This is a genomic window from Streptomyces sp. NBC_00388 (genome assembly GCF_036061255.1).
In the GTDB taxonomy this organism is placed as follows: Bacteria; Actinomycetota; Actinomycetes; order Streptomycetales; family Streptomycetaceae; genus Streptomyces.
Map to the genome: position 1 here is coordinate 663318 of NZ_CP107948.1, position 26068 is coordinate 689385.

20 protein-coding genes are annotated in these 26068 nt (G+C 72.4%); 6 read left to right on the forward strand and 14 right to left on the reverse strand.

Annotation, left to right across the window (positions count from 1 at the left end; genetic code table 11):
- Positions 1–165: 165 nt before the first annotated feature.
- The 4 genes from OG917_RS03065 to OG917_RS03080 all read right to left on the reverse strand — a co-directional run bounded on the left by OG917_RS03065 (position 166) and on the right by OG917_RS03080 (position 4286).
- Positions 166–1365, reverse strand: a complete 1200-nt coding sequence (locus tag OG917_RS03065; RefSeq protein WP_328315940.1) for a thiolase domain-containing protein — start codon at positions 1363–1365, stop codon at positions 166–168.
- Positions 1362–2408 (reverse strand): thiolase domain-containing protein, encoded by a 1047-nt coding sequence (locus tag OG917_RS03070; protein ID WP_328315941.1) that lies wholly within the window; start codon positions 2406–2408, stop codon positions 1362–1364. Before OG917_RS03070 ends, OG917_RS03065 begins: the two co-directional genes overlap by 4 nt.
- Positions 2408–3376 carry a Zn-ribbon domain-containing OB-fold protein gene (locus OG917_RS03075; protein WP_328315942.1) on the reverse strand — a complete coding sequence of 323 codons (969 nt, stop codon included), beginning with the start codon at positions 3374–3376 and terminating at the stop codon, positions 2408–2410. Before OG917_RS03075 ends, OG917_RS03070 begins: the two co-directional genes overlap by 1 nt.
- Positions 3377–3485: 109 nt before the next feature.
- A complete protein-coding gene (locus OG917_RS03080) occupies positions 3486–4286 on the reverse strand; it encodes a crotonase/enoyl-CoA hydratase family protein (RefSeq protein ID WP_328315943.1) in 801 nt (266 codons plus the stop codon).
- Positions 4287–4492: 206 nt separating this feature from the next.
- On the opposite strand from OG917_RS03080, the gene OG917_RS03085 reads away from it, so the two are divergent.
- Positions 4493–6115 (forward strand): acyl-CoA synthetase, encoded by a 1623-nt coding sequence (locus tag OG917_RS03085; protein ID WP_328315944.1) that lies wholly within the window; start codon positions 4493–4495, stop codon positions 6113–6115.
- Here OG917_RS03085 and OG917_RS03090 read toward each other — a convergent pair.
- Positions 6076–7116 carry a GlxA family transcriptional regulator gene (locus OG917_RS03090; protein ID WP_328315945.1) on the reverse strand — a complete coding sequence of 347 codons (1041 nt, stop codon included), beginning with the start codon at positions 7114–7116 and terminating at the stop codon, positions 6076–6078. The genes OG917_RS03085 and OG917_RS03090 overlap by 40 nt on opposite strands.
- Positions 7117–7186: 70 nt before the next feature.
- Between OG917_RS03090 and OG917_RS03095 the strand changes: the two genes are divergently transcribed.
- Positions 7187–8491, forward strand: coding sequence for an MFS transporter (locus OG917_RS03095; protein ID WP_328315946.1), 1305 nt, complete (start codon positions 7187–7189; stop codon positions 8489–8491).
- A gap of 62 nt (positions 8492–8553) precedes the next feature.
- Here the strand turns inward: OG917_RS03095 and OG917_RS03100 are convergent, their stop codons facing one another.
- Positions 8554–9765 (reverse strand): NAD(P)/FAD-dependent oxidoreductase, encoded by a 1212-nt coding sequence (locus tag OG917_RS03100; protein WP_328315947.1) that lies wholly within the window; start codon positions 9763–9765, stop codon positions 8554–8556.
- A 224-nt stretch (positions 9766–9989) separates the two neighbouring features.
- On the opposite strand from OG917_RS03100, the gene OG917_RS03105 reads away from it, so the two are divergent.
- Positions 9990–10643 carry a TetR/AcrR family transcriptional regulator gene (locus tag OG917_RS03105; protein ID WP_328315948.1) on the forward strand — a complete coding sequence of 218 codons (654 nt, stop codon included), beginning with the start codon at positions 9990–9992 and terminating at the stop codon, positions 10641–10643.
- Between the two features lie 184 nt (positions 10644–10827).
- Positions 10828–12129, forward strand: a complete 1302-nt coding sequence (gene paaK, locus OG917_RS03110; RefSeq protein WP_328315949.1) for a phenylacetate--CoA ligase PaaK — start codon at positions 10828–10830, stop codon at positions 12127–12129.
- On the opposite strand, the gene OG917_RS03115 is transcribed toward paaK, so the two are convergent.
- From OG917_RS03115 to OG917_RS03130, 4 genes are all read right to left on the reverse strand, one after another.
- Positions 12083–13612 (reverse strand): fatty acyl-CoA synthetase, encoded by a 1530-nt coding sequence (locus tag OG917_RS03115; protein ID WP_328315950.1) that lies wholly within the window; start codon positions 13610–13612, stop codon positions 12083–12085. The genes paaK and OG917_RS03115 overlap by 47 nt on opposite strands.
- An 84-nt stretch (positions 13613–13696) precedes the next feature.
- Positions 13697–14794, reverse strand: a complete 1098-nt coding sequence (locus OG917_RS03120) for a calcium:proton antiporter (protein ID WP_328315951.1) — start codon at positions 14792–14794, stop codon at positions 13697–13699.
- Between the two features lie 81 nt (positions 14795–14875).
- Positions 14876–16438 (reverse strand): acyl-CoA synthetase, encoded by a 1563-nt coding sequence (locus OG917_RS03125; RefSeq protein ID WP_328315952.1) that lies wholly within the window; start codon positions 16436–16438, stop codon positions 14876–14878.
- On the reverse strand, positions 16438–17544 hold the full coding sequence (locus OG917_RS03130; protein ID WP_328315953.1) for an NAD(P)H-dependent flavin oxidoreductase: 1107 nt from the start codon (positions 17542–17544) through the stop codon (positions 16438–16440). Before OG917_RS03130 ends, OG917_RS03125 begins: the two co-directional genes overlap by 1 nt.
- A gap of 181 nt (positions 17545–17725) precedes the next feature.
- Here OG917_RS03130 and OG917_RS03135 point away from each other — a divergent pair, with 181 nt between their 5' ends.
- Positions 17726–19567, forward strand: a complete 1842-nt coding sequence (locus OG917_RS03135) for a serine hydrolase (RefSeq protein ID WP_328315954.1) — start codon at positions 17726–17728, stop codon at positions 19565–19567.
- Between the two features lie 183 nt (positions 19568–19750).
- Positions 19751–20479, forward strand: coding sequence for a DUF4232 domain-containing protein (locus OG917_RS03140; protein ID WP_328315955.1), 729 nt, complete (start codon positions 19751–19753; stop codon positions 20477–20479).
- An 89-nt stretch (positions 20480–20568) separates the two neighbouring features.
- On the opposite strand, the gene OG917_RS03145 is transcribed toward OG917_RS03140, so the two are convergent.
- From OG917_RS03145 to OG917_RS03160, 4 genes are all read right to left on the reverse strand, one after another.
- Positions 20569–22806 (reverse strand): serine/threonine-protein kinase, encoded by a 2238-nt coding sequence (locus OG917_RS03145; protein ID WP_328315956.1) that lies wholly within the window; start codon positions 22804–22806, stop codon positions 20569–20571.
- Entirely contained in the window at positions 22788–23735 is a 948-nt protein-coding gene (locus OG917_RS03150; protein WP_328315957.1) for an oxygenase MpaB family protein, read from the reverse strand. The genes OG917_RS03145 and OG917_RS03150 overlap by 19 nt, the downstream gene beginning before the upstream one ends.
- A 210-nt stretch (positions 23736–23945) precedes the next feature.
- Complete coding sequence (locus OG917_RS03155) at positions 23946–24911, reverse strand: hypothetical protein (protein ID WP_328315958.1); 966 nt, start codon at positions 24909–24911, stop codon at positions 23946–23948.
- An 8-nt stretch (positions 24912–24919) separates the two neighbouring features.
- A complete protein-coding gene (locus OG917_RS03160; protein ID WP_328315959.1) occupies positions 24920–25867 on the reverse strand; it encodes a nucleoside-diphosphate kinase in 948 nt (315 codons plus the stop codon).
- Between the last annotated feature and the right edge of the window lie 201 nt (positions 25868–26068).

The following is a 26068-nucleotide window of genomic DNA, read 5'->3' on the forward strand; positions in this document are numbered from 1 at the left end:
AGCCGGCGTGCGGGCGGCGATTGCCGGCGGGGCGTCGCGCAGAGCTGCTGAGGGGGTGCTCCGGCCACGTCCCCGCTCCTCCGGTTCGCCGTGCGTGGCCGGCGTCGCGACCGGGGCGGCCACGGACGGGCCGAAGCTGCCCCCGCACCGGTCCGTCCGGGGCGGTCAGCCGGTGGGCGGTTCGGCACCCACCAGCCACATGGAGAAGAACTGCGAACCGCCGCCGTAGGCGTGCCCGAGCGCTCTGCGGGCCCCGTCCACCTGGTGTTCCCCGGCCGCGCCGCGCACCTGGAGTGCCGCCTCGGCGAAACGGATCATGCCGGAAGCGCCGATGGGGTTGGTGGAGAGCACTCCGCCCGAGGGGTTCACCGGAAGGTCGCCGTCGAGCTCGGTGGCGCCGGACTCGGTGAGCTTCCAGCCCTCGCCCTCGGCCGCGAAGCCCAGGTTCTCCAGCCACATCGGCTCGTACCAGGAGAACGGTACGTACATCTCGACGGCGTCGATCTCCCGGCGCGGGTCGGTGATCCCCGCCTGCCGGTAGACGTCGGCCGCGCAGTCCTTGCCCGCCTGCGGGGAGACGAAGTCCTTCCCCGCGAAGAGGGTGGGCTCGCTGCGCATCGCGCCGCCGTGCATCCAGGCGGGCGGCCGGGGTGAACGGGCCGCCCCCGCACGGTCGGTGAGGATCATCGCGCACGCCCCGTCCGACGAAGGGCACGTCTCGGAGTAGCGGATGGGGTCCCAGAGCATGGGGGACGCCTGGACCTTCTCCAGCGTGATGTCCTTCTCGTGCAGATGCGCGTAGGGGTTCTTCAGCGCGTTGCGGCGGTCCTTGTAGGCGACGAGCGAGCCGACGGTGTCGGGCGCGCCTGCCCGGCGCATGTAGGCGCGCACATGCGGGGCGAAGAACCCGCCCGCCCCGGCGAGCAGGGGCTGCTGGAACGGCACGGGCAGGGAGAGCCCCCACATGGCATTCGACTCGGACTGCTTCTCGAAGGCGAGGGTGAGCACGGTCCTGTGCACCCGTGAGGCCACCAGGCCGGCGGCGACCAGTGCGGTCGATCCGCCCACCGAACCGGCGGTGTGCACCCGCATCATGGGCTTGCCGACGGCGCCCAGCGCGTCGGCGAGGTAGAGCTCCGGCATCATCACCCCCTCGAAGAAGTCCGGGGCCTTGCCGATGACGACGGCGTCGATGTCCGCCCAGGCCAGTTCGGCGTCCTTCAGGGCGCGTTGGGCCGCCTCCCGCACGAGCCCGGCGATGGACACGTCGTGCCGGGCGGCGACGTGGTGGGTCTGGCCGACGCCGACGACGGCCACGGGTTCCTTGCCGGCCGTGGCTCGGCTGCGCGCGGGCTGGGTACTCACTGGGCCTCTCCTTCGAGGACGGCGACCAGGTTCTGTTGCAGGCAGGGGCCTGAGGTCGCGTGGGCGAGAGCACGGTCGGACTCGCCTCGGTGGATGCGCGCCGCGGCCTCGCCCAGCCGGATGAGCCCGGCCGCCATCACGGGGTTGGCGGCGAGCGCGCCGCCCGACGGGTTGATGCGTACGCCGTCACCGAGGCGGAGCGCCTTGCGCAGGACAACCTCCTGGGAGGTGAAGGGTGCGTGCAGCTCGGCGGTGTCGACCGGACGCTCGAAGGCCCCGGCCCGCTCGGCGGCAAGCCGTGCGGACGGCGAGTCGGTGAGGTCGCGCACGCCGAGGCTGTGCGCCTCGATGCGGTGGTCGATTCCACGGATCCAGGCGGGGCGCTCGCACAGCTCCCGGGCCCGGTCGCCCGCCGCGAGGACGACGGCCGCGGCGCCGTCCCCGACGGGCGGGCAGTCGCCGGTGCGCAGCGGTCGCACCAGGTAGTCGCCCTGCGGCCTGACACCGGGCAGCTGGGCGTGCGGGTTGTCCGCGGCGTCCCCGCGGCTGCGGGCGGCGACGCCGGCGAGCGCGGCCTCGTCGGTCTCGCCCGCGTCGATCAGTGCCTGCGCCTGGAGTGCGGCGAGCGCGACGGAGTCGGGCCAGAGGGGAGCCACGTAGTAGGGGTCGAGCTGCCGGGTCAGGACGTCCCTGACGGAGCCCGGCGAGGACTTGCCGTAGGAGTAGACGAGGGCGGTGTCCGCCTCGCCGGTCAGCAGCTTCACCCAGGCCTCGTACAGCGCCCAGGCGCCGTCCATCTCCACATGGGACTCGGAGATCGGGGGCCAGGCACCGACGCCGTCCAGGGTCATCGTGAAGGAGAAGGCCCGGCCCGCGAGGTAGTCGCTCGACCCGGAGCAGGTGAAGCCGATGTCGCTGGTCCTGAGCCCGGTCTGCGCGAGCACTCGGTGCAGGACGGGCATCACGATCTCGACCTCGGAGAACTCGTCTGTGCGCCGCAGGTGGTCGCTCTGCGCGAAGGCGACGATGGCGACGTCCCGCATCAGATCAGCTCCTTGTAGGTGTCGTAGTCGGCGTCGGGCTCGCCGGTGGGCCGGTAGTGGTCGGGGAAACGGGCGCCCTCGGTCCACACCGGTTCGACGCGCAGCCCCATCCGCACCTGGTCGTACGGGATGCCGCCGATCCGGCCGTGCAGCGCGAGGCCGGCCCCGTCCAGGGCGATGTGCCCGTAGACATAGGGCACTTCGATGTCGAGGCCGCGGGCCTTGATGTTGACGATGCAGTACGTGGTGAGGGTGCCGGCCGGCCCGACCTCGACCCGGTCGGTCGTCGCGACCCCGCACGTGGGGCAGGCGCCGCGCGGAGGCACGTACACCTTGGCGCAGGAGGGGCAGCGTTCGCCGACGGTCCTGCGGTCGGCGAGCGCGGCGATGTAGTCGCTCTGCGCGCGGCCCGGGCTGTAGACGTAGTCGAGGCGTGCGGGGGCGGTGATGCCGGTGACGGCGTCGTCGAAGAGTCCGCTGTGCGCGGGCGCCGCGGCGCGCGCGTCGGCGGCCTCGCTCTCGTACGGTTCGAAGCAGGCGATGTCCGTGATGGCCCCGGCGCGCTCGGCGGCCCAGCGGATGCGTACGCGCTGCCCCGAGTGCACGGCGCCGGGCCCCGGGGCGTCCAGGACGTGCAGCAGGGCGGTGTCGGCGCCGTCGAGCTTCACCAGCACCCAGGCGAACGGGGTGTCCAGTGGCTGGCCGCGGCGCGGGGACGGGTTCCAGGCCCAGGTGGTCACCGTGCCGGCCGGGGCGACCTCGACCAGATCCCGTATCTCATCGGCGGTGACCGGGTCGTACTCGACCGGTGGGACGAGAACGGTGCCGTCGCCGGTCCGCACCCCCAGTACGGTGCGCTCGCGCAGTCCGGTGAGGAATGCGCTCTGCACGGGCCCGAGCGAGCGGGTGAAGGGGAATTCGACGACGAGGGGGGCGCGGAGCACCTCCGGTGAGGGAGCGGCTGTCATGGGTGGGCTCCAGATTCTCCGCTGCGGGCGGGGCTCGTCCGGCGGGTGCCGGAACGTCGGAAGGGGGAGCGGTGCGTGTCGTGGGCCGGGCCGGTCGTTCGGCACACGGTCAGGCCCTGCGGTAGACGGGCGGCCGCTTCTCGGCGAAGGCCCGTGAGCCCTCCTTCGCGTCCGCGGTATCGAAGACGGGCCAGCCGCGGGCCAGTTCGGATTCAAGGCCCGCGGCCTCGGTCAGCTCGGCCGTCTCGTAGACCGAGGCCTTGACGGCTTCGACGGCGAGCGGCCCGCAGGCGTTGATCTGCCCGGCGATCTCCAGCGCCTTCTCCAGCGCGGTGCCGTCGGGCACCACATGACCGATGAGGCCGACGGCCGCCGCTTCGGCCGCGGTGTACGGGCGTCCGGTGAGCAGCATCTCCAGTGCGTGGGTGCGGGGGATCTGGCGCTGAAGGCGCACCGTGGAGCCACCGATCGGGAACAGGCCGCGTCTGACCTCGAAGAGCCCGAAGGTGGCACTCTCGGCCCCGACGCGGATGTCGGTGCCCTGAAGGATCTCGGTGCCTCCGGCGACGCAGTAGCCCTCGACCGCGGCGATCACCGGCTTGCGGGGCCGGTGGTGGCGCAGCATCGCCTTCCAGTGCAGGTCGGGGTCGGCCTTGAGCCGGTCGCGGTACCGGTCGCCCTCCATCCCCTTGCCCGCAAGAGCCTTGAGGTCCATCCCGGCGCAGAAAGCACCGCCTGCTCCGGTGAGCACCACCGAGCGGACCGTGTCGTCCTCGTCCGCCTCCAGCCAGCCGTCGTGGAGCCCGACCAGCATCGGCAGCGAGAGCGCGTTCTTCGCCTCCGGCCTGTTCAGGGTGAGTATCAGTGTGGCGCCCTCGCGCCGCACGGTGAGGTGTTCCGTACCGCCCATGACCGTCCTCCCGTACCAAGACCTGGGCGCCCTCTGAGGATTCGAGCCGGATCGGCGAGCGGCGCGTAGACAGGTTGCAGGAGGCGGGGTCGCAGTTCAATAGTTTTCTGACAGGCAGTCAGATTTATTCGCGGACGCCCTTCCCACTTCGCGTGCGCGGCGCTGTAATGACGCCGGATCACTGGACGCCGGCGTCAGGAGTAGTGGTGGAGTACAACCTTGCCGACCTGTTCGAGTCCGTGGTCGACGCGGTTCCGGACCGCGAAGCGCTCGTGTTCGTCGACCACCCGGGAACGGGCGCGGAGCGCAGGCTCACGTACGCCGGGCTGGACACCGCGGCCAACCGCATCGCCCACCATCTGATCGACAGCGGGATCCTCCCCGGTGAGCACCTGGGACTGCACCTCTACAACGGGGTGGAGTATCTGCAGACCGTGCTCGCCTGCCTCAAGGCTCGCATCGTTCCGGTCAATGTCAACTACCGCTATGTGGAAGACGAGTTGGCTTACCTCTACCGGGACGCGGATCTGGCGGCGCTGGTCTTCGACGGTGAGTTCACCGAGCGGGTCGCGGCGGCGCTGCCGAAAGCCGGGAGACTGCGCCACCTGGTACGGGTCGGGGAGCCACCCGCCGGCGCACCGGAGCCCGGGATCCCTCCGGTCCCGTACACCGGCGCGGAGGCGGCCGGGTCACCGGAGCGGGGCTTCGGACCGCGGTCCGGCGACGACCAGTTCATCATCTACACCGGGGGCACCACGGGGATGCCCAAGGGAGTGATGTGGCGCGCGGAGGACCTGTTCTTCTCAGGCCTCGGCGGGGGCGCCCCGACGGGCGAGCCGGTCGGAGCACCGGAGGAGCTGGCGGAGCGGGTGGCGGCAGGCGGCGACGGCATCACCTTCTTCCCCACTCCCCCGCTGATGCACGGCACGTCCACCCTGACCGCGTTCATCGCCTTCAACTTCGGCCAGCGCGTGGTCATCCACCGGAAGTTCGTGCCGGAAGAGGTGCTGCGCACGATCGAGAAGGAGAAGGTCACCAGTGTCTCGCTGGTCGGCGACGCGATGCTGCGACCACTGATCGACGCGCTCGGCGGGCCGCTCGCCGGCACGGACTGCTCGTCGCTGTTCAGCGTCTCCAGCTCGGGCGCCATCATGTCGGACACGGTCCGTGCCCAGTTCCAGGAACTGGTGCCGACCGCGATGCTGCTGAACAACTTCGGCTCGTCGGAGTCCGGGTTCAACGGCACGGCGACCGCCGACTCGGGTCCCGACAAGGGATTCAGGCTGCGGATGAACTCCCGTACGGCCGTGGTCGATCCGGCCACCTGCCGGCAGGTGGCCGTGGGCGAGGTGGGCCGCCTCGCCCAGCGCGGACATGTCCCGCTCGGCTACTACAACGACCGGGAGAAGACGGCCGAGACCTTCTTCAGCGCCGGCGGGGAACGGTGGGTGCTGCTCGGCGACATGGCGACCGTCGACGAGGAGGGCATCGTCACGGTGCTCGGGCGCGGCTCGCAGTGCATCAACACCGGCGGTGAGAAGGTCTATCCGGAAGAGGTCGAGCAGGCGCTCAAGTCCCACCCCGATGTGTACGACGCCCTGGTCGCCGGGGTGCCGGACGCCCGGTGGGGCAACCATGTGGCGGCGGTGGTGCAGATACGCGCGGGAGCGCGCGAACCGAGCCTCGACGACATCCAGGCGCACTGCCGCAGCAGGATCGCCGGGTACAAGGTCCCCAGGCAGCTGGTGATAGCGCCGGAGATCCAGCGCTCCCCGAGCGGCAAGGCCGACTACCGCTGGGCCCGCGGGGTGGCGGTCGCCGACGGCTGACCCCGGCCGGGCCCGCGGAAGGTGGCACGGTAGGCGCTCGGGGACACCCCGAGCGCCTCGTGCAGATGGCTGCGGAAGGAGGCTGCGGTCCCGAATCCGGCATCCGCCGCCACCCGGTCGACGGGCAGGTCGGTCTCCTCCAGCAACTGCCTTGCCAGGTGCAGGCGTTGCTGGATGAGCCACTGGACGGGGGTGAGGCCCGACTCCGCGCAGAAGCGGCGTGAGAAGGTGCGGGTGCTCATCGAGGCACGCGCCGCCAGCGCATCCAGGGTGATGTGCTCCCCCAGGTGCTCCAGCGCCCAGGCGCGGGCCGCGCCCGTGGGGAGCGGCGCCGGATCCGGCACCGGACACGGGACGAACTGCGCCTGCCCGCCCTCACGGTGGGGCGGGACCACCGTGGCACGCGCCACCGCGTTGGCGACGGCGGCGCCGTGGTCGCTGCGGATCATGTGCAGACACAGGTCGATGCCGGAGGCCACACCGGCCGAGGTGAGGACACCCCGGTCTTCCGTGTAGAGGACACCGGGATCGACGTCCACCGCGGGATGGAGCCGCTGGAGGTCGGCGGCCGAGCGCCAGTGGGTGGTGGCACGCCTGCCGTCCAGGAAGCCGGCAGCGGCCAGCACGAAGGAACCGGTACAGATGGAGGCGAGACGGGCTCCGGGACGGACCCGCGCGAAGGCGTCGGCGAGTGCGGGCGGCAGATACGGGGCGGCGCGCGGCGCGTAGTCCTCGTCCGACGCCGGGATGACCACGGTGTCCGCCTCGGTGAGCAACTCCGGGCCGAGGGTGACGTTGACGCTCACATCGGCCTCGGTCCGGATCTCACCGGGCTCGACCGTGCAGGTCAGGACGGTGTACAACGGCTCGCCCGACGCCGAGAGAGCGCCTCCGAACAGCCGGTGGACGATGCCGAGTTCCATGGGCAGGAGCCCGTGGCGCACGAGGACGGCCACCCGGTGGCGCCCTCCGCGGCCTGCCGCTTCACCGAAGAGAGTCATGGCGAGATCCTTGCACATCATGTCTTTCCAGCCACTGGCAGCGGTCCTGCCGACGGCACAGAGTCGGTGCATGACTGATATCGCGACGCAGCACACGGACGGCCCGCCGCGGCGCAGGCGGATCCACCCCGCCTGGCCGGTGGCGGCCGTGTCGGCCCTGGCGATCGTGGCCGCGGGGGCGTTCGCCACAATGACGGGGCTGTTCACCGGCCCACTGCACCGGGAGTTCGGCTGGTCGCACGGGTCGATCGGCCTCGCGGCCTCGGTGAACATGGTCGTGTACGGGATCGTCGCCCCGTTCTCGGCCGCACTGATGGACCGGTTCGGGATGCGCCGCGTCGTGGGCACGGCGCTGGTCGCCGTCGCAGCGGGCGCACTGCTCAGCACCATGATGAGCACGCTCTGGCAGTACGTACTGACCTGGGGCGTGCTGATCGGACTCGGCTCGGGTGCGATGGCGCTGACCTTCGCGGCGACCGTCACCCAGCGGTGGTTCGTCCGGCGCCGCGGGCTGGTCAGCGGGGTGCTGACCGCAGCCGGGGTCTTCGGGCAGTTCGCCTTCCTCCCGGGCCAGTCGTGGGTGGTGGCCGGCCACGGGTGGCGGACGGCAGCGGCCCTGCCGGCCCTTGCCGCGCTCGCCGCGCTGCCCCTGGTACTGCTGCTGCGCGACCACCCCGCCGACGCGGGCGCAGGGGCTTACGGCGCCCTGCGGCCCACGCCGCGGCCGCGCCCCGTGCCGGGCGCGGCCACCCGTACGGTGCGGGTCCTGGGCAGGGCGGCGCGCGGTGCGCCGTTCTGGCTGCTCGCCGCCACCTTCGCGATCTGCGGTGCCTCGACGAACGGCGTGATGTGGACCCACTTCACCCCGGCCGCCCACGACCACGGGATGCCCGCGACAGCCGCCTCCTCACTGCTCGCCCTGGTCGGGGTCTTCAATGTCGCCGGCACCGTCTTCTCCGGCTGGCTGACGGACCGCCTCGATCCGCGCAGACTGCTCGCCTGTTGCTACGCACTGCGCGGCGCCGCGCTCTTCTGCCTGCCGGTGCTGATGTCGGCCACGGTCCGGCCGTCGATGGTCGGTTTCGTCGTCGTCTTCGGGCTGCTCGACGTCGCCACCGTGCCGCCGACACTCGCCCTCTGCAGGGCGCTGTACGGCGCGGACAGTGCGATCGTCTTCGGCTGGGTGGCCGCAGCTCACCAACTGGGTGCGGGCGCCGCCGCGTTCCTCGGCGGAGTGGCCAGGGACACCTTCGGCTCGTACGACCCGCTGTGGGCCGCCGCCGGCGCGGTCTGCGGGGCGGGCTCCCTGCTCGCCCTGGTCATCGCGCGGCCCGCCGTCCGGTGCGGCGCGGCGGCGGGGCCGGGGCTGCGGTGACCTGCCGGCGGGTCCCGCCGGCAGGTCACTGCGGCGCCGCGAAGGGCAGCCCTGGACGCCCCTCAGGCCCCGGCCCCCTGCGCAACGAGCGCGTCCGCCCATGGCGTGCGGGCCGCGACCAGGGGCCGCAGGGCGCGCAAGGGGCGGATCATGTTGACCCCGACCGCACCGCAGACTTGCCCTCCGCGCGCGAGCAGAGCGGTGAACTTCCGCTCGGCGAGGCTGCCTTCGACGATGTGGACCTGGTCGGCTCCACGGGTCCCGCCATGGATCTGGACCTTGAGGTCGTACTGGTCCGACCAGACATAGGGCACGGTGGTGAAGGCGGTGGCCGCCTCTCCGGCGAGGATGTTGCGAGCGACGGCGAGGCCCTGCTCGGACGCGTTGGTGCGGTGCTCGATCCGCAGTCGCTCGCCGGTCGCCGGGTCGGGCCAGGACGCCACGTCACCGGCGGCCCAGATGTGCTCGGCCGCACGCAGCGTGGCGTCGCACTCGACACCGTCGCCGAGCCGTAGCCCGCTCCCCGCGAGCCATTCGGTGTTGGGGCGCGCCCCGATCCCGACGAGTACGGCGTCGGCGGGGAGGGTGCGGCCGTCGGAGAGGCGTACGCCCGCCGCCCGCCCGCCGTCGGTGACGATGCGCTCCACGAGAGCCCCGGTCACGGTCCGTACGCCGTGCTCGCGGTGCAGGTCCGTCAGCATCGTCCCGATGGCGTGCCCGACCGCGTCGGCGAGCGGCACGGCACGGTCGGTCACCAGCGTGACCTCGCAGCCCGCCGACCGGGCGACGGCCGCCGCCTCGGCGCCGATGAAGCCGCCGCCGACGATCACCAGGTGCGGGCGGGCGGCGAGCGACTGGCGCAGGGCGCTCGCGTCCTCCAGGGTGCGCAGGACATGGACACCCGCGACGCCGTCCGTGCCCGGCAGCACCCGGGGGCGGACTCCGGTGGCGACGACGAGCGCGTCGTAGCCGATGGCGCCGCCCCCCGCGGTGTGCACCTGCCGGGCTGCGGCGTCGAGGCCGCGCGCCCGGGTGGCGGGGCGCAGCTCGATCTCCAGGTCGGCCAGCGCCCCGGCGCTGCGCAGCAGGACCCGGTCGGCGGCCCACTCGCCGGAGAGCACCTGCTTGGAGAGCGGCGGGCGGTCGTACGGGAGATGCTCCTCCTCGCCCACGAGGACGAGGCCCCCGTCGTAGCCGGAGCGGCGCAGCCCCTCCGCCGCGGCGAGACCCGCGGCCGATGCGCCGACTATCACGACCCGGCGCGGACCGCTCATACGAGGGTCCCGGGGTGCCCGGCGGCGCCGTGGCGCCCGCCCTCTTCGGTGGTGGTGCGCATGGCCGCTCCGATCGTGACGGTGCCCGCGTTCCGCCAGGCACCACGGTGAAGTGATCGTCCGAGAATTTACACCCGTTTACCTACCCGGCCAATCCCACCCCGCACACCTGTGGGGGGAGTTGGGACACCGTACGGAGACGTCCGCTGTGTCAGGCTTGGCGCATGTCCAGACATCCCGAACCGCGGCCGGCGGCGGCGCAGGCGAGCTCCGGACAGCGGCCGCGCAACGCACGCGGCGAGGGCGAGCGGCTGCGCATGGAGATCATCGAGGCGACGCTGCGGCTCATCGCCGACCAGGAGCGGATGCGGCCTGTGCCGCTGTCGCTGCGGGAAGTGGCACGCGAGGCGGGTATCACCGCACCCGCGATCTACCGGCACTTCACGGGCAAGGACGAGCTCGTGAGGGCCGCGCTCGACCATCTCTTCGGAGTGCTGCTGGCGGATCTGGACCACGCGGACTGCGCGGCTGCCGCGCACCCCCCGGCGGCCCGGCTTGCCGCGCTCGCGCACGCGTACGCCCGGTTCGCCGAGGCGAACCCGACGAGCTTCCGGGTGATGTTCAACGGCGCGGGCCCGCAGGACGCAGGGCCGGCCGAGGTCGCGGCCCGCTGGCGCAAGGCGGTCGGACGGCTGGCGGACGCCGGGGTGCGGCTGGCGCAGTCCCCGGGGGCCGCCGCGGTCTCGGTGTGGTCGTCGGTGCACGGCAGACTGCTGCTCGACCGGCCTGCCGGGGGGATCTGGCAACTGGGCGATGTCCACGCCTTCATCGAGGACCTCACCCGCTCGCTCACGGCGCCGGGGGCCCAGGACGGCTAGCCGGGAGCGCTCGGCCTCCCCCCTCACGCCTCACGGCGACCGCACAGCACCCGGCCCGGAGGCGTGTTCCGCTGCCGCTGCGCGGCGCACGGCTCTTGACGGTCCGGCCCGCTCCTGAATTACTGAGCGCACACAGGTCGACCGAATGATCGGTCGGGCAGCCGGCCGGGACGGGAGTGACCTCATGACAGCTCTGCTGGACGCGGCGGAACGGCTCAGCCGCGACGAGCTGGAAGCCCTGCAGACCGACCGGCTGCGCGCGACGCTCCGGCACGCGTACGAGAACGTGGCGTTCTACCGCGACTCCTTCGACCGGGCCGGGCTCCGCCCCGAGGACTGTCGCACCCTTGCGGACCTGGCCCGCTTCCCGTTCACGGGCAAAGCCGACCTGCGCGACCAGTACCCGTTCGGGATGTTCGCCGTGCCGCAGTCCGACGTACGGCGCATCCACGCGTCCAGTGGTACGACGGGCCGCCCCACGGTCGTCGGGTACACCGATCGCGACCTGTCCACCTGGGCCGACGTGGTGGCGCGTTCGCTGCGCGCGGCGGGCGGCAGGCCGGGCGACAAGGTTCATGTGGCCTACGGGTACGGGCTGTTCACCGGCGGCCTCGGTGCTCATTACGGGGCCGAGCGCCTCGGGTGCACGGTGATCCCGGCGTCCGGCGGGATGACGGCCAGGCAGGTGCAGCTGATCCAGGACTTCCGCCCGGACGTCATCATGGTGACACCGACCTACATGCTCACCCTGCTCGACGAGTTCGAGCGCCGGGGTGTCGACCCCAGGACCACGTCACTGCGGGTCGGTGTGTTCGGAGCCGAACCGTGGACCGAGGAGATGCGGCGCGAGATCGAGGAGCGCTTCGCGATCGACGCCGTCGACATCTACGGGCTCTCCGAGGTGATGGGCCCGGGCGTCGCCCAGGAGTGCGTGGAGACCAAGGACGGCCTCCACATCTGGGAGGACCACTTCTACCCGGAAGTGGTCGACCCGCTCACCGGCGAGGTCCTGCCGGACGGCGAGGAGGGAGAGCTGGTCTTCACCTCGCTGACCAAGGAGGCCATGCCGGTGATCCGCTACCGGACCAGGGATCTGACACGGCTGCTGCCGGGCACCGCCCGGGTGTTCCGGCGGATGGAGCGGATCACAGGTCGCAGCGACGATCTGCTGATCGTGCGCGGCGTGAACCTCTTCCCCACCCAGGTCGAGGAGATCGTGCTGCGGGTCCCCGGGCTCGCCCCGCACTTCCAGCTGCACCTCACCCGGGAGGGCCGGATGGACGCACTGACCGTACGGGTGGAGGCAAGGCCGGACGCCGCGCACGGGGTACGGGAGGCCGCCGCCCGCACGGTCGCCGCGGGCGTCAAGGACTCCATCGGGATCTCGGTCGGGGTCGAGGTCGTCGACCCCGGGACGCTGGAGAGGTCGGTCGGCAAGTTCAAGCGGATCGTGGATCTGCGAAGCGGTCCCGCAGCTCGCGCTTGAGGATCTTCCCGCTGGCGTTGCGTGGCAGCGACTCCACGAACAGCACCCGCTTCGGCACCTTGAAGCCCGGAAGGTGTTCGCGGGCATGGGCGAGGAGTCCGGCCTCGGTCACCTCCGCGCCCGCCACGACGACCGCCGTGACCGCCTCGATCCACCGGTCGTCGGGCAGCCCGACGACGGCCGCCTCCACGACCCCGGGATGGGTGTAGAGCGCGTCCTCGACCTGGCGGGAAGCGATCAGGACCCCTCCCGAGTTGATGACGTCCTTCACCCGGTCGACCACCGTGTAGTACCCCTGCGCGTCACGCACCGCGAGGTCGCCGGAGTGGAACCAGCCGTCACGGAACGCTTCCGCCGTCTCCTGCGGCTTGCCCCAGTAGCCCTCGCAGAGCTGCGGCGACCGGTAGACCACCTCGCCCGCCGTGCCGTCGGGGACCTCCTGGCCGGCCTCGTCGACCACGGCGGCCTCCACGTACCGGACGGGCCTGCCGCAGGAGTCCATCCGCCCCTCGTGCTCGCCGGGCCCCAGGACCATGGCGAGCGGGCCGATCTCGCTCTGGCCGAAGCAGTTGTGGAACGCCAGGCCGGGCAGCCGCTCCCGGAGCCGTTCGAGAACGGGCACCGGCATGATCGACGCACCGTAGAACGCCTTCCGGAGCCCACTGAGGTCACGGGTGGCGAAGCCGGGATGACGCGCGAAGCCGATCCATACGGTGGGCGGCGCGAAGAGGGTGTCCGCGCGCCCCGACTCGACCAGCCCGAACACCTCGGCCGCGTCCGGGGCGTCCAGGACGGTGTTCTCCGCGCCCACCGCCAGGTACGGCAGCAGAAAGACATGCAGCTGGGCCGAGTGGTACAGCGGCAGTGCGTGCAGGGGCCGGTCCGTCTCCTGGAGGCCGAGCGCGGTGATGGCACTGACGTACTCGTGGACCAGGGCCCGGTGGGTCATCATCGCGCCCTTGGCGAGCGCGGTGGTGCCCGAGGTGTACAGCAGCTGGACCAGGTCGCCGGGGCCCGGCGGGCGCTCGGGGGCGAAGGGGCGTGGGGTGGCGAGCGCCGTCAGCAGCGAGTCGTCACCGCCGCGCAGCAGGCGCACCGGGAACCCGCCGGGGACGGCGCCGGCGAGCCCGGGGTCCGCGAGCACCAGGGCGCTGCCCGACTGGCCGAGGATATAGGCCAGTTCGTCACCCGCGAGGTTCTGGTTCACCGGGACGTGGATCAGCCCCGCCCTGGCACAGGCGAGGAAGCCGATGAGGTAGACGTCCGAGTTGTGGCCGTAGGAGGCGACCCGGTCGCCGGGCCGCAGCCCGTGCTCCATCAGGACGGCGGCGGCGGTGGTGACCGCTTCGTCGAGCGCGGCGTAGCTCCAGGCGCGGTCGCCGTACCGGACCGCGGTGCGCTCAGGCACCCGCCGTGCGCTGCGGCGCACGACTCCGTCGACCGTGCCGTCGCGTACACCTGTGAGGGCGTGATCCTGTGTCATGGCGCGATCCTGCGGTGCACCGGGGACCTGGTCAAGGGCGGCGGCCGGGCGGGTGGCACGGGCGGGACGCCCGGCGGCCGGGCCTCAGGGGCTGACGGCCAGGAAGACGAAGGCGGCGAAGATCGCCAGGTGGATACCGCCCTGCATCAGCGTCGCCCGGCCGGGGACGATGGTCAGGGCGCCGACCACCAGCGTCAGCGCGAGCAGCACCATATGGGTGGCGCCGAGCCCGAGCAGCAGCGGCCCGGTGAGCCAGACGGAGGCCAGCGCGATGGCGGGGATCGTCAGTCCGATGCTCGCCATGGCCGAGCCGAGTCCCAGGTTGAGGCTCGTCTGGACGCGGTCGCGGCGCGCGGCCCGCACCGCGGCGAGCGTCTCGGGCAGCAGCACGAGCAGCGCGATCACCACCCCGACGACCGCGTGTGGCAGCCCTGCCGACTCGACCCCCGACTCCAGGGTCGGCGAGATGGCCTTGGCGTTGCCCACCACCGCGATCAGGGCGACGAGAAGCAGCCCCAGGCTCAGCAGGGCGGCCCGTCTGCCGGGCGGCGGCGCGTGGCCCTCCTCGTCCTGGATCTCGCCCTCCTGCGTGACGGGCAGGAAGTAGTCCCGGTGACGCACTGTCTGTACGGCGACGAAGAGGCCGTACAGACAGAGTGAGGCGATGGCGGCGAAGGCGAGCTGCGGTCCGCTGAACTCGGGCCCCGGCGCTCTGGTGAAGGTCGGCAGCACCAGAGTGAGGGTCGCCAGCGCGGCCACGGCGGACAGGGCGGTGCCCGAACCCTCGGCGTTGAAGACGGCGACGCCCCGGCGCACCGCGCCGACCAGCAGCGAGAGTCCCACGATCCCGTTGCAGGTGATCATCACGGCCGCGAAGACGGTGTCCCGGGCCAGCGAGGAGTACTTAGTGCCGCCGTCGGCCATCAGGGTGACGATGAGCGCCACCTCGATGACCGTGACGGCGACCGCCAGCACCAGCGAGCCGAAGGGTTCCCCCACCCGGTGGGCGATCACCTCGGCGTGGTGGACGGCGGCCAGTACCGCTCCGGCCAGGCAGAGCGCCACCAGGGCGACTGCGAACGCCGGCAGATCGCGGCCCCAGCTGAAGATCAGGGCCACGACGGCGACCACGGGGACCGCGGTGGTCCACTGTGCCGCCAGGGCCCGGCTCGGCGCTCTCATGGGGCCACGCTGACAGAGATGATCAGCGGCTGCCCGGTGAACCCGCTCGTCTCCGGCCTGCCGGCGGGCCCTGGCAGGGGGTCAGACGGCGCGCTCACGCCCCTCCCAGTACGGTTCGCGCAGTCGCCTCTTGTAGAGCTTGCCGTTGGGGTCGCGGGGCATCGTCTCGATGAAGTCGACGCTCCGGGGGCGTTTGTACCCGGCGAGCAGGGTCGCGCAGTGGGCGAGGATCCCGGCGGCGAGCGCGTCACCGGGATCGGCGTCCCCGGCCGGTTCGACGACGGCCTTGACCTCTTCGCCCCAGTCGGCGTGCGGGATGCCGAAGACGGCGGCGTCGGCGACCGCGGGGTGGGTGAGCAGCGCGGACTCGATCTCGGCCGGATAGACGTTCACCCCGCCGGAGATGATCATGTCGATCTTGCGGTCGCGGAGGAAGAGGTAGCCGTCCTCGTCGAGCAGGCCCAGGTCACCGACGGTGAAGAAGTCGCCGATGCGGTTCTTCGCCGTCTTGGCATCGTCCTTGTGGTAGCTGAAGCCGCCGGTGGACATCTTCATGTAGACGGTGCCGAGTTCGCCGGGCGGCAGCCGGTTGCCTTCGTCGTCGTGGATCGCGAGCTCACTGATGGGCCAGGCCCTGCCGACGGTGCCCGGCTTCTTCAGCCACTCCTCCGCCGTGGCGAAGGCGCCGCCGCCCTCGCTGGCCGCGTAGTACTCCTCGACGCACTGCCCCCACCACTCGATCATCGCCCGCTTGACGTGGTCGGGGCAGGGCGCGGCGCCGTGGATGGCATGGCGCATCGATGTCACGTCGTACCGCTCCTTGACCGCGTCGGGCAGGGCGAGGAGGCGGTGGAACTGGGTGGGGACCATATGGGTGTGCGTGCACCCGTGCGCGTCGATGCTGCGCAGCATCTCCTCGGGTGTCCACTTGTCCATCAGCACCAGGGGGTGGCCGATGTGCAGGGCCGCACCCGCGAACTGGAGCACGGCGGTGTGGTAGAGCGGCGAGCAGACGAGATGGACGTTGCCGTCGAAGGGCCTGATCCCGAAGATCCCGAGGAACCCGCCGAGGTAGGTCTCCTCCGGCAGCTTGCCCGGCAGCGGGCGGCGGATGCCACGCGGCCTTCCTGTGGTGCCCGAGGTGTAGTTCATGACCCAGCCGAGGGTGCGGTCCCGCGGGACGGATCCGGGCTGTCCGCCGGGGAGTTGGGCGTACGGACGGAAGCCGGGTATCGCGCCCACGGCGTACCGGTGGGTGGCGGGGAGCCCGGCCTCGTCCGCCGCCGCCGTGGCCGCTTCGGCGAACCGCTCGTGTGCGACGAGGACCCTGGCCCCCGAGTCGGCGACGATCCAGGCGATCTCCGGACCGACGAGGTGGTGGTTGACGGGGACCAGATAGAGACCGGCCTGCGATGCTGCGAGGTACGCGGTGAGGAACTCGACTCCGTTCGGCAGGACGACCGCGAAGGCGTCCCCGCGCTCCAGACCGGCGGCGCGCAGCCCGTGCACCAGCTGATTGACGGCCGTGTGCAGCCGCCCCGCGGTCCACTCCTCTCCGTCGGGTGCGATCACGACCGTGCGGCCGGGGTCGGCGGCCGCCTGGGCCCAGAAGCCGTTGGGGGGCTTGCTGTCCGTCGCTGTCATCAGTGGCTCCGTCCTGCGATGCGGTTGATCCGGTCGACGGCCCGCTCGAAGCCGCCGGTCAGCTCGTCGAAGACCTCCCGCACACCGCGTTCGGAGTTCATCCGGCCGACGATCTGGCCCACCGGGGTGCCGAGCAGCGGCCCGACCTCGTACTTCTGGATCCGCGATACGGCGTCGGCGACGAGCAGCCCCTGGAGCGGCATCGGGAGCGTGCCGGGACCCGCGGGGTCCTCCCAGGCGTCGGTCCATTCGGTACGCAGCTGCCGGGCGGGCTTGCCGGTCAGCGCACGGGAGCGCACGGTGTCGCCGGAGCCGGCTTCGATGAGCTTGCGGGTCAGTGCGCGGGAGTGCATCTCGGCCTCGGTGGTGGTGAGCCAGAGCGAGCCGAGCCAGACCCCCTGGGCGCCGAGGGCGAATCCCGCGGCGATCTGTTCGCCGCTGCCGATCCCCCCTGCGGCCAGCACCGGCAACGGGGAGACGGCGTCGACGACGTCGGGGGTGAGCACCATGGAGGCGATGTCCCCGGTGTGGCCGCCCGCCTCGTAGCCCTGGGCGACGACGATGTCGATGCCTGCCTCGGCGTGGTGCCGGGCGTGCTTGGCGCTGCCCGCGAGTGCGGCGACCAGGACGCCGTGCCGGTGGGCCCGGGCGACGACGTCGGCGGGCGGGGAGCCGAGGGCGTTGGCGAGCAGCTTGATCGGGTAGTCGAACGCGACATCGAGCTGGTTGCGGGCGACCTGTTCCATCCAGCCGGTGATCCGCCAGCCGGAGGCCTCGCCCTCGGGGAGTCCGGGGACGCCGTGCTTCGCGAGGGTCTCCGCCACGAAACGGCGGTGCCCCTCCGGGATCATCGCCTCGACCTCGGCCTCGGTCACCCCCTCCACTCTCTTCGCGGGCATGACGACATCGAGGCCGTACGGCAGTCCGCCGGTGTGCTCCTGCATCCAGTCGAGGTCACGCGCCAGTTCGCCGGGGGCGGTGTAGCGGACCGCTCCGAGTACCCCGAGTCCGCCGGCCCGGGTGATGGCGGCGGCCACGGCGGGAAAGGGCGTGAAGCCGAAGATTGCGTGCTCGATCCCCAGTTTCTTGCTCAGCTCCGTCTCCATGGGGCGCAGGATGCCCCAGCGGGGCGGCCGAGGGAAGAGATTTTCTGATGCAGTGTCAGATTCCTTGGCGGGCGGGAGGACACGCGACGCCCGCCCGCACGAGGGTTGACACCCCCGCACCGATGGCAGAAAGTTTCCGCAGTCGATCGAGGTGCCGAAAGATACTTTCAAGGAGTGCTGGATGAGCGGCAACGCTGCGGGCGGGGACATCAGCAGGCGCCGGCTGGGCGGCGGAGTGCTGGCCCTGGGAGGGGCACTCGCCCTCGCCTCGCTCCCCCTGGGAGCCTCCGCCGCTGCCGCTGCCGCGGGACCGACGGCGCGCCCGGACTCGCGCTCCGGCTCCGGCTCCGGCTCCGGCACCGGCTCCAGGAGGACGACGCTCCGGCGTGGCACCGCCGAGCAGGCCGGGCTGCTCCCCGGACCGCTGCGGCAGCTCGTGCGCGACGCCGGCGCGTTCCTCGGCCCCTCCCCCACCCACCCCTGGTACGCGGGGGCCGTCCTGCTCGCCGGGCGCGGCGGCACGGTGGCCCTGCACGAGCCGATCGGCCAGGCGGTGCGCTATTCGGCGTACGACGAGAAGTCGGACACCGGTGTGGAGTTCCCCCCTGACCAGCAGATCGCGGCGGCCCCTGACACCCTCTACGACCTGGCGTCCGTCTCCAAGCTCTTCACGTCCCTCGTCGCGGTGCAGCAGATCGAACGGGGCGCGCTGGAGCTGACAGCGACGGTCGCCTCGTACCTCCCCGAGTTCGGCGCGGCCGGCAAGGCCGGCATGACCGTACGTCAACTGCTCACCCACACCTCCGGGTTCCGCGCGACGCTGGCGCTGTACAAGGAGCCGACGCGGGAGGGGAGACTGCGGATGCTGTGGAACGAGGCGCCCATCAACGCCCCCGGCACCGCTTATCTCTACTCCGACCTCAACCTCATCTCGATGCAGCTGGTCCTGGAGAGGGTCACCGGCCGCACCCTCGACGCACTGGTCCGTGAGGGCATCACCGAACCGCTCGGGATGGACCGCACCCGCTACAACCCGCCCGCCTCCTGGAGGCCCCGGATCGCGGCCACCGAGGACGCCAGGCTGCCCTGGTCGGGACTCGACCGCGGGCTGGTCTGGGGCGAGGTGCACGACGAGAACGCCTACAGTTTCGGCGGTGTCGCCGGTCATGCCGGAGTCTTCTCCTGCGCCTGGGACCTGGCGGTCCTGGCGCGCACCCTGCTGAACGGCGGTGCGTACGGCAGGGCCCGCATCCTGCGGCCCGACTCCGTCGACCTGCTGTTCACCGATTTCAACACGGCGTTCCCCGGGGACGACCACGGTCTCGGTTTCGAGCTCTACCAGCACTGGTACATGGGCGCGATGGCCACACCGCGCACCGCCGGCCACACCGGGTTCACGGGCACCAGCCTGGTCCTCGACCCGTCGACCGACACCTTCCTGATCATGCTGGGCAACTCGGTCCATCCGGTGCGCAACTGGCGCACCGGGAGCGCGCCCAGGGTCCAGGCGGGCAACAGCCTGGCGCGGGCGGTGCCCGTACGGCCCACGCGCGGGCGCACCGCCTGGTTCTCCGGCATGGCCAGTGCGGCGACGGCGACCCTGACCCTGCCCGCCGTCGTCCCGGTGTCCGGACGGCCGCGCCTCGGCGCCTCGGTCTGGTGGGACAGCGAGCCGCACTCCGACGTCCTCGTCCTGGAGGCGTCGGTGGACGCCGGAGCGGCCTGGCAGCCGGTGCCCTTCACCACCGCCGCAGAGGGACAGGGGCCCCAGACCCACCCCACAGGATCGGTGGACGGCTGGTCCGGACGCGTCTGGCACCGGCTCGACGCCGATCTGGCAGCGTGGCACGGCAAGGAGGTACGACTGCGCTGGCGGTACACGACCGATCAGCTCTACGTGGGACGCGGGGCGTATGTGACCGGCATCGTGATCGGGGACGGCCGCCGTACGGTCTTCGACGGGTCCCGGGCGGCGGACGCGGCCCGGATCGAGGCGGCCGGCTGGGTGCGTTCCGCCGACTGATCCGGGCCACCCGGGCCGGTCTGCGGTGACGCGTCGTCAGAGGGCAGCGGGGCGGGGCGGTTCACCCGGCACGCGGAGACCCATGTCACATACCGCTGTGCCCGTCTCCCGCAACTGTGGCGGCGCCGAGCGCGTGATATCCAGACGTAGATCACTCACTCACGAAGCAGAGGCCCCACACTCATGACCTCACCGTTCAGCCGGCTCCCCCGCCGGATGGTCTCCCTCCTCGCCGTCACAGCGCTCGGCCTCGGCGCCGCCGCCTGTTCGTCCTCGTCCGACGACAAGGCGTCCGGGACGACGGGCAGTTCATCGTCCTCTTCGTCCGACAGCGCAACGGGCAAGGCCGCGGCGTCCGGCAGCACGGGCTCCGCCACCGGCTCCGGCTCCGGCGACTCCGCGTCCAACGGCGGTACGGAGGCGTCGGACGGCTCCACCCGGTCCGGCGGGAAGAGCACGGCGTCCGTAGCCTCCGCGGGGGCCCGCTGCCACACATCCGAGCTGAAGGCGGCCTTCGCCACAGGTGGTGACGCCGCACCGGACATGAACTCCGACAACCAGACGCAGGCCTCGGTGGCGTTCACCAACATCGGCAAGCGGACCTGCACCCTGCGCGGCTTCCCGGGCGTCGACATGACCGGCAACCAGGCATCCGACGGCACCTGGTCGCTGTCGCGTTCGGCGAAGCCGGTGACGGCGGTCTCGCTGTCGCCCGGAAGCACCACCGACTTCAGCATCACGCTGGGCGCCACCACGGAGAAGGGCTCGGGAGCCTTCCAGCCCGGCCTGGTGCGTATCACCCCGCCCGACGAGAAGGCGCAGTTCACGCTGAAGTGGCCGTTCGGCGGCGCTGTCACCAAGCAGGACGGCGCGACCCACCCGGCGACGTTCGTCAACCCGATCGGGTCCTGACATCCGGGCGCTGTCCCGTCCGGCCCGCACGGACCGGGCAGCGCCGGTTCCCTCCTGCCGCCCGGTCGCACGGTCCGCTCCGCGGCCGTTCACAGGCCCGGCGCGCTCCGCTGCCGGCGCCTCTCGGCGACCTGCCGGTACAGCTCGGCGGCCTCCTCGCCGCTGCCCAGCTGTTCCAGGCAGTGCGCCTCGTCGTTACGGCTGGCCAGCGCATCGGGGTGGTCGAGGCCGAGCACCCGTTCCCGGGCACCGGCCACTTCCCGGTAGACGGTGAGCGCGTCCGCCCAGCGGCCGAGCCAGCCGAGTCCCACGGCGATCTCACGGCGGCTCACCAGGGTGTCCGGGTGGTCGCCGCCCAGCACCTGCCCGCGCAGCGCGCAGACCTCGCGGGCCTCGGTGATCGCTTCGTCCCACCGTCCGAGGCGGCCGAGGTTCACACCCAGGCCGTGCCGGGCCCGCAGGGTCTCCGGGTCTTCCGGACCCTGGACCCGCGTACGGTCGCCGACCAGCGCCCGGAACCGTTCGAGCGCCTCCTCGCTGCGGCCCAGCCGGCCGAGGCCGATGGCCACCTCGTAACGGGTGGCGAGGGTGTCGGGATGGTCGGCGCCCAGTGACTGCGCACGGGCCGCCGCGACCTCGCGGTAGATCTCCAGCGCCTCCTGCCAGCGGCCCAGCTGGCCCAGCGCGTAGCCGACCTCGTACCGGGTCACCAGGGTGTCCGGGTGTGCGGCGCCGAGGACCGCGGCGCGCGCCGCGGCGACCTCGCAAGCCATCCGGTGCGCGTCCTCCAGGCGCCCCAGCCTGCTCAGGTTGAAGGCGAGATTGTGACGGCAGCGCAGTGTGTCCGGATGGTCGGGGCCCAGGGTGCGCTCCCGGGCGGCGAGCACCGAGGCGTACACCTGGTGCGCCTCGAAGTGCCGGCCGAGCTGCCCCAGCACGTACGCCGTCTCCTGCCGTGCGGCAAGGGTCTCGGGGTGGTCGGCGCCCAGGGCGCGTTCCCGGCCGTCGGCGACGCGGGAGAATTCGCGCAGCGCGTCGCCCGCCCGCCCGGTACGGAGCAGGGTGAAGCCCACTTCGCAGCGGCTGGCCAGGGTGGCCGGATGGCCGGGGCCGAGGACGTACTCACGCTCGGCTGCCACCGCCCGGTGCACCTCCCCCGCCTCCGTCCAGCGCCCCAGCCTGCTGAGGCTGAGCCCGGCGTTGTGGCGGCCCTCCAGCGCGGCCACCAGGGCGGGTGACGGCGTGGGCCGCTGACCGGTGGGCACCACGGGCACCGGGGCGGCGCCGCCCGGGGCGCCCGCGGTCGTCCACTCCCCGGTGAGGGCCGTCGCCCGGTCGGTCGGGGTCGAGGTGACGGTCCAGGTGCCGGTGGCCTTGTGACCGGTGGTCATGGACCGGGTCCAGGGGGGCAGCGGCGGCAGCTGCGGGGGCAGTCGGACCGCCGCGCCCGGTGCGGCGGTCGTGGGCAGTCCGGCGGCCGGCGTCTCCGGGCCGAGCAGCAGGCCGAACTCCCTGGCGTCCGACGGGCGCTCCTGCGGGGTCTTCGCGAGCAGGCCGAGCACGGCCAGGTCGAGGAATTCCGGCAGGTCGGGCCGGTGGCTGCGCGGCGGCTCCGGCGCGGTGTCCCGGTGGCCGACGAGCACCCCCCAGGCGTCATCGAGGTCGAACGGCGGCGCCCCGGTGGCGATTTCGTACAGCACGCACCCCAGCGAGTAGAGGTCGCTGCGGTGGTCGATCTCACCGCCGGCGATCTGCTCGGGCGACATGTAGTGCGGGGTGCCCATGGCGACGCCGGTACCGGTGAGCCGGGAGGTGAAGCCGATGTCGTGGCCCAGCCGGGCGATACCGAAGTCGCAGATCTTCACCGTTCCGTCGGCGAGCCGCATGATGTTGGCGGGCTTCAGGTCCCGGTGGACGATGCCCTGCTCATGGGTGTACGCGAGGGCGGAAGCGACCTGGCGCGCGATGTCGACGATGTCGGCCACCGGCAGCGGCTGCTGCCCGTTGGCCTCCAGCAGCTGGCTGAGGTTCCGCCCGTCGAGCAGCTCCATGACGAGGTACAGGACACCCTCGTACTCACCGAAGTCATGGACGACGGTGACCCCGCGGTGCTGCAGGGAGGCCGCCACCCGTGCCTCACGGCGGAAGCGCTCGCGCAGGACCCGGGTGAAGGACTCATCGTGCTGGGGGCCGAGCGGTTTGAGGCATTTGACAGCCACCTGGCGGCCGAGTGACTCGTCCCGTGCGCGCCACACCTCCCCCATGCCTCCGCGCCCGATCGGTTCGAGCAGCCGGTACCGGCCGTGGATCAGCCTGGTGTCCGCCATCTCGTGCTGTCGCCCCCGTCGTGTAGCTTCGCCTCCCTCGGCCCGTCCAGTATGGCGTCCGGTGTCCGCAGTCCGCACGGGGCCGGGCGGCTGCCGGGCCCCAGGCGGTCCATCGCCTTCAGAATATGGCGGGGCGGCAGCTGCCAGCGCAGCCGGGCGGGAATGCAGCGCAGGGCGTTGCCGGTGGCAGTGAGCCGGCGGGTCACGGTCTCCGGCTCGGGCGCCCGTCTCCCGTAGAGCTCATGGGCGTACGGAGGCAGTGCGGCGTACGCGAGGCCGGCCACCTGCCGCCAGATCACCTCGCGCGCCGGAGTGAGAACGGCGCTGACCGGGGGCCTGCGCAGGAAGGCGTCCACCTCGCGGGAGTCCGCGGTGGCGGCGAGTCCGGGCCGTACGGACGCGAAGTACGCGGCGAGTGCGGCGCGGTCCGCGGGCACCTGCGCCGGGTCGAGCCCGACCAGCCGGGCGCTCTCCCGGTTCTCGTCGATGTAGCGGTCGGCCTGCGCGTCGCTGACGGGAAAGCCGGAGCGGCGCAGGACGCTGAGGTACGAGTCGACCTCGGCGCAGTGCACCCACAGCAGCAACGCCGGTTCTCCGACGCCGTACCGCTCGCCGGTCGCCGGGTCCGTGGCACCGAGGAGGCTGTGGATCCGGCGCACCCGGGCGCCGGCCCGTTCGGCGGCCCCGGTCGTGCCGTAGGTGAGGGTGCCCACGAAGCTCGCGGTGCGCAGCAGACGCCCCCAGGCGTCCCTGCGGAAGTCCGAGTTCTGCATGACCCCGCGGACCGCGCGCGGGTGGAGCGCCTGGAGGTAGAGGGCGCGGACACCGGCGATCCACATGACCGGGTCCGCGTGTGCCTGCCAGGTCACCGAACCGGGACCGAAAAGCCCTGGATCCGGTCGGTCCGCCGCCCGCGGTCCTTCGCTCATGCCGCACCACCGCTCGTTGTCCGGTGCCCGTGTCCGCCGGCCGCCCGGCGTCCGGGCCCGCCGCGGGCCGGGCGCGGGTGTCCCGTACCGGGTCATATGTCTCTCCGTACGGCATGCCCCGGCCGGCCGTGTGCCACTCCCGGAGGCCGCCGCCTCTTCGCGGCACGGCGAGGGCGGCGCCCCGCGTGCGGGGCGCCGCCCTGGCGTGGCTCAGACGCGCCGGGCGCGCCACTCCTCGCCGGAGCTCGGCGGAAGGAGGTCCGCGGAAGCGGGGCGGTCGGCGTCGAGTACCTCGGTGGCGATCCTGACGAAATCCCAGATTCCGAGGCCCGGATCCGACGGGTCGATGAGCGTGCAGAGAGTGTCCCAGGTCAGCCGCTCACCGCCGGAGGCAGCGAAGCGCAGCCTGGCGCCGGCGTCGGGGCCCGCGCGGAGCCCGGCCAGGTCGAGGGCGGCGTCCAGCTCGAAACCGGTCGCCGGGTATTCGGCCTCCAGCCGGCCGACCTCCGCGTACGCCCGCTCGGTGGCCGTGTCCGCGGAGGCGGCGGCCACTTCGGCGAACAGCTCACGCCGCGCCGGGCGGTCGAGGAAGATACCGGCCTCCCGGACGATGTCCGCGGGTTCGTCGGCGACATGCACAAAGTTGATGATCTTGTTCGGCGGGGCCAGGACCGACCGGAGGTGTTCCGGGCCGCGCGCCGCGGGGTCGGCGGAGCCCTTGAGGTCGGCCAGGCGCACCGAGCCGGGCACCACACCGTCGTAGCGGTCGTCGCGGGCGATGACCAGCACCGAGTCGGTGACGCTGTGCATGAGGGTCATCAGGGCGAGCCGGTCCGTGGCGTAGACGTGCCAGTTGTACCGCCAGAGCTCCCGCATGGAATGCCGGTTGTGCCGGAACCGGGCGCTCCCGAGGATGCTGAAACCGTGTTCGGCGAGGTAGTCCAGGGTCCGTCCGGCGCGGCGGGCGGCGATCCCGTCGCACTTGAAACTCAGGAGGGCCAGCGGGCCTGCCGCGACCGCGGCGTCCGGCCCGGCCACATCGGTGAGATCGGCCCAGCTCTCCCGGAAGTAGAGGTCCTCACCGAACAGTTCCCGCTTGACGGCTGAGGCCGTCAGGGCCGGCCACGCCGACTCCCCCGGCATCCGGGCATCGCGCGCTGCAGGGACAGTGGTCATGTGGTCTCTCACTTCCAGGACTGCGGATCGGGATTGGTCAGGACCTTCGGATGGCCGGGCTCGTCATAGACGATGTGGGTGGTGCCCAGCACCGCCAGATCCCAGCGGTCCGGACGGGCCCCCAGGGTTTCGAGGTCGCGGAGGAACGGCAGCCACTCGACGCGCTCGCCGTTCTTCATGCGGTCCAGCCGCCCGCGCACGGCGGTGAGCGCCGCGCTCTCCCCGGCCGCCGCGGCGGCCGTCCCGACCACACCGGTGACGCGCCGCAGGGCCTCGTCCGGCGACAGTGACCGGCCCGGAGCAGGGAATCGCTCCAGCATCCGGTCCCGTACCTCCGCGTCCCCCGGGCCGAGCCGGCCGCGGGCCAGCCCGGCGAGCAGCCTCCTGCGGGCGGGCTCCTCGAAGAGCAGGCCCAGTTCGCGGAGCAGGTCGGCGGGTTCGTCCGCCACATGGATATAGCTGAGCACCCGGTTCGGCTGGCCGAGCAGGCTGCGCAGGGTGCCCGGCTTCTGCGCCTCCAGCGTGGCCGAGCCCTTGAGGACGGACAGCCTTACGGTGGCGGGGAGTTCATGGCGGGGACCGCTGCGCAGCAGCAGCGCCAGGGCCGGGCCGGCCCCCAGCAGGAGGTCGTTGACGGCGAGCCGGTCGAGCGTGGCCGAGGTGAGCTGGTAGCGCCACAGCTCACGCCACTGGAAACGCCCGAAGCGGAGTTCCTCCACCGCGGCCACGGTGAAGTCGTGGTCGGCGAGGTAGCCGAGCACGGCCGCCAGTTTCCCGGCGGCCAGGCCGTCGGGCTTGAGCATCAGAAGGGCGGAGTCACGCAGGATCCGGGCCGGCTCCTCGCTGCCGAACACGTCCTCGGCGTCCCGCAGTCCCTCACGGAAGTACGTCTCGCGACGGTACAGATCCTCCTTGGCCGGGCTCCGGGTCAGCGCCGTCCAGTCGAGCGTCGTCATGGGGCCCTTCCGCCGTACCGGTACCAGGATGCGACGGGATGCTAGCAGAGCCCGGATATTGGGACGGAATCACGTGAGACAGGATTTGAGAAGCAGTGGCCGAGAGCCCTCCAGACGAGACAGATTCCGCGTTCCTTTGACTCCTGCGACCCCCCAGAAAGGGCGGGACCGGTCAATTCGGACACGGGAAGTGCATCAAAC